We start from the raw sequence: 7,661 nt of genomic DNA on the forward strand, positions 1-7,661 counted from the left end.
ACTGCACCATGAACCTCTCGCTTGATTTACTGCTGGGCTTTGCCCTGTTTGCCCTTGTCACCTCGATTACGCCGGGGCCGAACAACACCATGTTGCTGGCATCGGGCGTCAATTTCGGATTTAACCGCACCATCCCGCATATGCTCGGCATCACCTGTGGATTCTTCGTCCTTGTGGTCGCCGTAGGGTTTGGCCTGGGCGCGGTGTTTCAGTCCTATCCGATCCTCTATACGGTCCTGCGCTACGTCGGCGCGGCGTATCTGTTGTATCTGGCATGGAAGATCGCCCATTCCGGGCCGGTCGGTGACAACGTCCAGGGCGAAGCCAAACCGATCAGCTATCTGGGCGCCGCCGCGTTCCAGTGGGTCAATCCCAAGGCGTGGATCATGGCCATTGGTGCCATCAGCACGTACACGCCGATGCAGGGATACTTCACCAACGTCGTGGTGATCGCCGCGGTGTTCGCCATCATCAACTTGCCGAGCGTCGGCGTCTGGGCAGCGTGTGGCACGCTATTGCGCAATGTGCTGAAGGAACCGCGCTGGTTGCGCGTATTCAACTGGGGCATGGCGGCATTGTTGGTGATTTCGTTGTATCCGTTACTTCTTGAAAGCTTTAGCTGACGCGTTGCTTCAACCGCCAGCCCGATGCCTGTTAAGCTCGGCTTCAGGAGCGTTCCTACGCACTTTTAATGAAGTTGTCCTTCTTTAACGGCATCCGATCAGGTATTGATGACGCTCTCGAACCGACGCGCAGCTCACGAGGCTGCGCGGTGCCGTTTGCAGACACGAGCCTCCTGATCCCGGAACACGCTCTGCGAGTCTTTTTATGAACACACGTCCGTTGTATTTCGATTACGCCGCCACCACCCCGGTGGACGAGCGGGTCATCCAGGTGATGATTGAATGCCTGGGGTTTCACGGTAATTTCGGCAACCCGGCCTCCAGCTCCCACGCGTTCGGCCAGCAGGCCCGGCAAACGGTCGAGCAGGCCCGCCGGCAAGTCGCTGAACTGGTCGGGGCACAAGCTGAACAGATCGTCTGGACCTCCGGTGCCACCGAGTCCAATAACCTCGCGCTCAAAGGCGTGGCGCAGGCGCGCGGTGTCTGCGGCGGCCACATCATTACCAGCCAGATCGAACACAAAGCCATTCTCGATACCGCCCGCCAGTTGCAGGACGCCGGCGTTGCCGTGACCTATCTGGTCCCGGACGCCGATGGATTGATCACACCGCAGGCGGTCAGCGAAGCGATGCGCGATGACACCTTTCTGGTCTCGCTGATGCTGGTCAACAACGAGCTCGGCACTGTCAACGACGTCCCGGCCATCGGTGAAATCGTCCGCGGGCGCGAGGCGCTGTTCCATGTCGATGCGGCACAGGGTGCCGGCAAAGTGGCGATCGACCTGGCGCAGTGGCCGGTGGATCTGATGTCGTTTTCGGCGCATAAACTCTATGGCCCCAAAGGCATTGGCGCGTTGTACGTCGGCCCGCGGGCGCAGCAACGGGTGCAGGCACAGATTCATGGTGGCGGACACGAAAGCGGCATGCGCTCCGGGACGCTGGCAACCCATCAGATTGCCGGAATGGGCGCCGCATTCGCGTTGGCCGCTGGCGCTTTCGATGAAGAGAAAAAATCCATCGTCGCGTTGCGCGAACGCTTGCTCGAACAATTGTTGAGCCTGCCCGGCGTACGTCTTAATGGCAGTGCCAGTCAGCGCATTGCGCACACCTTGAGCCTGACGTTCAGTGAGGGCGAATTCAACAGCGCGGCGCTGAGCCATTCGATCGCGTTTTCCGCGACCTCAGCCTGTAACTCCGCAAGCAACGCGCCATCCCACGTGTTGGTGGCGCTGGGACATGATGCGCGGCTGGCGGGGCGTACCATTCGCTTGAGCCTCGGCCGTTTCACCACCGCGGAAGATGTCGACAAGGCTTGCGAATTGATCAAGAACGCCTGCGCCAGTGCCCCGGCATTCTGGGCGACAGGGCTATAACCAGCCGATTCAACGGCTACGAACAATAACGAACAAGTGATTAGCAGGAGACATGATGAGTACCCAGACCTTGACCGAAGGATCGGTGCCCCAGCGCCTGGCGCGCACCCGTGAACTGATGCGCCGCGAAGGCATTCATGCGTTGTTGGTGCCCTCCGCCGACCCGCATCTGTCGGAGTATTTACCGGGTTACTGGCAGGGCCGGCAGTGGCTGTCGGGCTTTCATGGTTCGGTCGGGACACTGATAGTCACCCTCGATTTCGCCGGCGTCTGGGCCGACAGTCGTTACTGGGAACAGGCGACCAAGGAACTCAACGGCAGCGGCATCGAACTGGTCAAGCTGCAACCAGGGCAGCCGAGCCCGCTGGACTGGCTGGCTGAACAGACCCCGGAAGGTGGCGTGGTTGCAGTAGACGGCGCAGTAATGGCCGTGGCTTCGGCGCGCACTCTGAGCAGCAAACTCGAAGCACGCGGCGCGCGTCTGCGTACCGATATCGATCTGCTCAAGGAAGTCTGGAGCGACCGCCCGACTCTGCCAAACGCGCCGATCTATCAGCATCTGCCACCGCAAGCGACCGTCAGTCGTGGCGAGAAACTCGCCAAACTGCGCGAAAGTTTGCAAGAGCGCGGCGCCGACTGGCACTTCATCGCGACCCTCGACGATATCGCATGGCTGTTCAACCTGCGCGGCGGCGATGTGTCGTTCAACCCGGTGTTCGTCTCTTTCGCCCTGATCAATCAGCAGCAAGCCACGCTGTTCGTTGCGTTGAGCAAAGTTGATGCGCAGTTGCGTGCCGTGCTGGAACAGGACGGCGTGACGCTGCGCGACTACAGCGAAGTGTCCGATGCCTTGCGCGCCGTACCGAGCGGCGCAAGCCTGCTGGTGGATCCCGCGCGAGTCACCAGCGGTCTGTTGGATAACCTCGACAATGGCGTAAAACTGGTCGAGGGCTTGAACCCGACCACACTGGCCAAGTCGCAAAAAAGTGAAGCGGACGCCGAGCACATTCGTAAAGCGATGGAGCAGGACGGCGCGGCACTCTGCGAGTTCTTCGCCTGGCTGGAATCGGCCTGGGGTCGTGAGCGCATTACTGAGTTGACCATCGACGAAAAACTCACCGCTGCCCGCGAGCGTCGTCCGGATTATGCGTCGCTGAGTTTCAATACCATCGCTGCGTTTAACGCCAATGGCGCGATGCCGCATTACCACGCCACCGAAGAAGAGCACGCGGTGATCGAGGGCGATGGTTTGTTGCTGATCGACTCCGGTGGTCAGTATCTCGGCGGCACGACTGACATCACGCGCATGGTGCCGGTCGGTACGCCGACTGAAGAACAGAAGCGCGATTGCACACGCGTGTTGAAAGGCGTGATTGCGCTGTCGCGGGCACAGTTTCCGAAAGGCATTCTGTCGCCACTGCTCGACGCCATCGCGCGCGCGCCGATCTGGGCTGAAAGCGTGGATTACGGTCATGGCACCGGGCATGGCGTGGGTTACTTCCTCAATGTGCACGAAGGCCCGCAAGTCATTGCCTATCAGGCAGCGCCGGCACCGCAGACTGCGATGCAGCCGGGGATGATTACTTCGATCGAACCGGGCACATATCGTCCGGGCCGTTGGGGCGTGCGCATCGAGAACCTGGCGATGAACCGTGAGGCGGGGAGTAGCGAGTTCGGCGAGTTCCTCAAGTTTGAAACCTTGACCCTGTGCCCGATCGATACGCGTTGTCTGCTGCCAGACTTGCTGAGTCAGGAGGAAAAACAGTGGTTCAACGCCTATCACGCTGAGGTGCGTGAGCGCTTGAGCCCGTTGCTCGACGGTGCCGCGCTCCAATGGCTGAATACACGTACTGCTGCAATCTGATCGCATGACAGGTGGGGGCTGAAATCAGCGCCCACCTGTCATCGTTTCGATCTAAATCTGACGTAATGCTTCCTCGACGAAGTCGAGACGATCCTGGCCGAAGAACATCTGATTGCCGATAAACAGGGTCGGAGCACCGAAAACGCCTCGTTTGACGGCCGTTTCAGTGTTGTCCTTCAGCGTAGCCTTGACGGTTTCGTCATTGGTCAGCGCCAGGACGTCATCGGGCTCGAACCCGTTTTCGCTCAACACGGCAGCCACAGTTGCCGGGTCGCTCAGGTTTCTGCCCTCCACCCACAACGCCGTGAACAAGCAGTCGATAAACGCCTGAAAGCGTTCCGGCTGGCGCAGTTGTATGCCAGTGACGGCGCGCATCAACAGCAGTGTATTGATCGGGAAATGCGGATTGAACTTGAGCGCTACGCCATAGCGTTTGGCGTACCGGTCCAGATCCTGAAACATGTAGCGACCCTTCGCTGGGATCATTGCCGGTGAGGCGTTGCCGGTCGCTTTGAAAACGCCGCCCAGCAACATCGGAATGTAAATCAACTGACTATTGGTTGCTGCGCAGATCTTCGGTAGCTGGGTGTAGGCCAGATAAGTGGCAGGGCTGCCGAGGTCGAAATAGAACTCCACGGTTTTGGTCATTTTCGCTGCTCTCTATTTATTGTTATGGGCGGTGGGTTTACCAGCGTTCATTCCAGGGGCGCAGATCCAGCTCGAACGTCCATGCATCGCGTGGCTGGCTGTGCAGATACCAGTAATTTTCGGCGATGTGCTCGGGATTGAGAATGCCGTCCTGATCCTTGGTGGCGTATTTCTCAGGGAAACTGTTGCGGATGAAATCCGTATCAATGGCACCATCGACGACGATATGGGCAACATGAATGTTCATCGGGCCCAATTCGCGAGCCATGCTTTGTGCGAGCGCGCGGATGCCATGCTTGGCGCCGGCGAATGCGGCGAATCCCGATGCGCCGCGCAGTCCGGCAGTCGCACCAGTGAACAGAATGGTTCCGCGTTTACGCGTGACCATGCGTTTTGCCACTTCACGAGCATTGAGAAAACCTGAGAAACAAGCCATCTCCCAGATCTTGAAGTATTTGCGAGCGGTTTCTTCAAGGATGCTGCACGGCACGTTGGCGCCGATATTGAAGACAAAAGCTTCAATCGGGCCGAGGCGGGCTTCAATGTCTTCGATCAGCGCGATGACGTCTTCTTCCTTGCGTGCATCGCAAGCAAAGCCGTGAGCTTCGCCGCCTTCGGCCTGAATCGCGTCCACCAGCGGCTGCAATTTTTCGGCACTGCGCCGCGTGACGCAGGCAACGAATCCTTCCTTGGCAAAACGCTTGGCAATCGCACCGCCTGTGGCATCACCAGCACCGACAACCAATACGACCTTCTTGTTATTCATGGGTGAACCCCTTTAGTAAACGATCGTTAAGTGAACGAACGTTATGCTAGGATTCGGCCAGCGTCAAGGTGGTCAATTCGAGGGCAAACAACATGCGTTACTCCGCTAGTCACAAGCTGGAAACCCGGGAAAAACTATTGCAGAGCAGTGCGCTGTCGGCCAAGCGATCCGGGTTTTCCACGGTCGGCGTCGATGGTTTGATGAAGGCTATCGGGCTGAGCGGAGCGGCGTTCTACAGTCACTTCTCCTCGAAGGATGCGTTGTTCACTGCCATCGTCGAGAGGGAGTTGGGGCAAAGCCTTGAGCGGCTGGGCGGGCAGGGGGCGCAGGATCGTGAGCGGCTGGAGCGTTGCCTCAAACACTACTTGAGCATGGCTCACGTTGAGCAGCCTGAGTCCGGCTGTGCGTTGCCGGCGTTAGGCGCGGAAATCGCCCGTTCGGATATTCAGGTGCGTGAGCAGGCCGAGTTGTGGATCTGCAGGGTTCAGGACAGTTGGGCGCAGATACTTGAGAGCGACAGCCTGGCGTGGTCGATTCTGTCGCAATGCGTTGGCGCGTTAGTGGTGGCGCGAATGCTGGCCACGCCGGACGTTCAGCGCAAGGTGCTGAAGTCCAGCAGTGACGAAATTGGGCGTCAGATCTCCCGGCAGCCGTGATCTATTTGCAGATGACGATCATGCTGCGGCTGGTGTAGCCAGCGGGATTGAGACCGAATGGATAGTCACCGGGCTCCTCCACGGAATCCCCTGACTTGGCGATGACCTTATAGCCTTTCGGGGCGCAGGAGTTGGCTGCGCTGGTATAGCACTTGTCCCAAGAGGACGAGAGTCCCGAACAGTTGATGTGCAGCCCTTTCTTACCGTGCTTCACCTGGGTTTTCGAGGTCGCCGCGCAGCCCGCAACCGCGAGTACGGCGATCAATATCAAAATTCGTTTCATTACCGTCCTTATAGCGGCCGCGAGTCTGATGCTCCGGTCTGCCTGTATTCGCTTGCGCTCTAGGCGTATCGAAATCCCAGTCGGAAAAAATCCATATCTGGCATTGGGTTGCGAGCCTAAACATGGCCTAAATGAACGCCAATTGCCAGACCTTCGTCAAATCCTGTTTCAATCCGCCGCTATGGCAGGCTTGGCGGCGTTGCCCATGGTCATGGTCGCACCAACGGAAGCCAGAATAATGCACAGGATCGCCATCCATTGTGACAACGTGAGGTATTCCTGCAAAAACAGCAGGCCCGACAGCGCGCCGAATGCCGGTTCGATACTCATCAATGTACCGAAGGTCCGCGCGGGCATTCGAGTGAGAGCAACCATTTCCAGGGTGTAGGGCAGGGCGGTGGACAGGATGGCGACGCCGATGGCAATCGGGATCAGCGAGGGCGTCAGTAGCGCTGCGCCGGCATGCACGATGCCGATGGGAGCCACGAACAGCGCTGCGATCATCACGCCTAACGCTGCGGTCGTAACGCCGTTATCAGCACCGGCCCTCTGACCAAACAGAATGTATAGCGCCCAGCAGACCCCGGCACCCAATGCATACCCGGCCCCAACCAGGTCGATTCCCGCGGTTGTTGCCCCCGTCGGTATCAATAGCAGCAGGCCGGCTATGGCCAGGCCGATCCACAGAAAGTCGATGGCGCGCCGGGATGCATATATAGCTACGGCCAATGGGCCGGTAAATTCGAGAGCAACGGCGATGCCCAGCGGCACTGTGCGCAATGACATATAGAAGAGGAAGTTCATGCCTCCCAACGCCATGCCGTAGACGATCACCGTGCGCAGCGACTTGGCTGTCAGCTTTGCTCGCCATGGGCGCAGCAATAACAGCATGATCACACTCGCGAAAATCAGGCGCAGGGTTGTCGTCCCCTGAGCGCCCACCACTGGAAACATGCTTTTGGCCAGCGATGCTCCGGACTGGATCGATGCCATGGCTATCAATAGCAGGCCAACCGGGAACAGCATTGAGGCAAGAGAGCGAGGTTGGTCATTCATTGCGCGGCATCGTCCAAGGTAATAGCGGGGGTTGTTGTAGGTGTTGGGCAATATACTGCGCATTCATGTCTCTGACGTCTATATATAAGCTGGATTTTCGGAAGTTTCGAGAAAATCGAAAATAGCGGTTGACGGCAGATTCCAGACGTCTATAATTCGCCCCACTTCCGGCGCAGTCGAAACGGAAAACTCCTTGAGATTCAATGAGTTAAGTAGGTTTCGAGAGCGGGTCGCTTCAGTTCATCGAAGCCTGGAAGGAGTTGAAAGAGCGGTGATGTTTGGCTCTTTTAACGGTTCGATCTTCTCGGTCGAAAGCGGAGAAAAAGAGGTGTTGACAACAGCGAGTAACGCTGTAGAATTCGCCTCCCGCTAACGAGAGATCGGAAGCGCAAG

At 58.3% G+C, this 7,661-nt stretch carries 8 protein-coding genes; 4 read left to right on the top strand and 4 right to left on the bottom strand.

What is annotated here, in order from left to right; translation table 11 throughout:
- Positions 1–8 precede the first annotated feature (8 nt).
- From ICA15_RS17435 to ICA15_RS17445, 3 genes are all read left to right on the top strand, one after another.
- Positions 9–623, top strand: coding sequence for a LysE family translocator (locus tag ICA15_RS17435; RefSeq protein ID WP_042560193.1), 615 nt, complete (start codon positions 9–11; stop codon positions 621–623).
- Positions 624–828: 205 nt separating this feature from the next.
- Positions 829–1,995: an aminotransferase class V-fold PLP-dependent enzyme gene (locus ICA15_RS17440; protein ID WP_210553919.1), complete on the top strand. Its 1,167-nt coding sequence runs from the start codon at positions 829–831 to the stop codon at positions 1,993–1,995.
- 55 nt (positions 1,996–2,050) lie between these two features.
- The gene (locus tag ICA15_RS17445; RefSeq protein WP_210553918.1) at positions 2,051–3,859 is read left to right on the top strand and encodes an aminopeptidase P family protein; all 1,809 of its coding nucleotides are present in this window, start codon (positions 2,051–2,053) and stop codon (positions 3,857–3,859) included.
- Between the two features lie 51 nt (positions 3,860–3,910).
- Here the strand turns inward: ICA15_RS17445 and ICA15_RS17450 are convergent, their stop codons facing one another.
- Positions 3,911–4,507 carry a 2-hydroxychromene-2-carboxylate isomerase gene (locus ICA15_RS17450; protein ID WP_150615879.1) on the bottom strand — a complete coding sequence of 199 codons (597 nt, stop codon included), beginning with the start codon at positions 4,505–4,507 and terminating at the stop codon, positions 3,911–3,913.
- Positions 4,508–4,544: 37 nt separating this feature from the next.
- A complete protein-coding gene (locus ICA15_RS17455; RefSeq protein ID WP_150603416.1) occupies positions 4,545–5,273 on the bottom strand; it encodes an SDR family oxidoreductase in 729 nt (242 codons plus the stop codon).
- Between the two features lie 92 nt (positions 5,274–5,365).
- Here ICA15_RS17455 and ICA15_RS17460 point away from each other — a divergent pair, with 92 nt between their 5' ends.
- Complete coding sequence (locus ICA15_RS17460; protein WP_150603417.1) at positions 5,366–5,929, top strand: TetR/AcrR family transcriptional regulator; 564 nt, start codon at positions 5,366–5,368, stop codon at positions 5,927–5,929.
- Position 5,930: 1 nt separating this feature from the next.
- On the opposite strand, the gene ICA15_RS17465 is transcribed toward ICA15_RS17460, so the two are convergent.
- Positions 5,931–6,212 carry a hypothetical protein gene (locus ICA15_RS17465; RefSeq protein WP_042560187.1) on the bottom strand — a complete coding sequence of 94 codons (282 nt, stop codon included), beginning with the start codon at positions 6,210–6,212 and terminating at the stop codon, positions 5,931–5,933.
- A 168-nt stretch (positions 6,213–6,380) separates the two neighbouring features.
- Positions 6,381–7,268 (bottom strand): threonine/homoserine exporter RhtA, encoded by an 888-nt coding sequence (gene rhtA, locus ICA15_RS17470; RefSeq protein WP_150615876.1) that lies wholly within the window; start codon positions 7,266–7,268, stop codon positions 6,381–6,383.
- Positions 7,269–7,661: the final 393 nt, after the last annotated feature.

Source organism: Pseudomonas sp. P116 (assembly GCF_020149425.1).
In the GTDB taxonomy this organism is placed as follows: Bacteria; Pseudomonadota; Gammaproteobacteria; order Pseudomonadales; family Pseudomonadaceae; genus Aquipseudomonas; species Aquipseudomonas anatoliensis.

Excerpts from the sequence above, each read along its gene's own strand:
- ICA15_RS17435 (WP_042560193.1), top strand. The coding sequence starts at position 9 with ATGAACCTCTCGCTTGATTTACTGCTGGGCTTTGCCCTGTTTGCCCTT.
- ICA15_RS17440 (WP_210553919.1), top strand. The coding sequence starts at position 829 with ATGAACACACGTCCGTTGTATTTCGATTACGCCGCCACCACCCCGGTG.
- ICA15_RS17445 (WP_210553918.1), top strand. The coding sequence starts at position 2,051 with ATGAGTACCCAGACCTTGACCGAAGGATCGGTGCCCCAGCGCCTGGCG.
- ICA15_RS17450 (WP_150615879.1), bottom strand. The coding sequence starts at position 4,507 with ATGACCAAAACCGTGGAGTTCTATTTCGACCTCGGCAGCCCTGCCACT.
- ICA15_RS17455 (WP_150603416.1), bottom strand. The coding sequence starts at position 5,273 with ATGAATAACAAGAAGGTCGTATTGGTTGTCGGTGCTGGTGATGCCACA.
- ICA15_RS17460 (WP_150603417.1), top strand. The coding sequence starts at position 5,366 with ATGCGTTACTCCGCTAGTCACAAGCTGGAAACCCGGGAAAAACTATTG.
- ICA15_RS17465 (WP_042560187.1), bottom strand. The coding sequence starts at position 6,212 with ATGAAACGAATTTTGATATTGATCGCCGTACTCGCGGTTGCGGGCTGC.
- rhtA (WP_150615876.1), bottom strand. The coding sequence starts at position 7,268 with ATGAATGACCAACCTCGCTCTCTTGCCTCAATGCTGTTCCCGGTTGGC.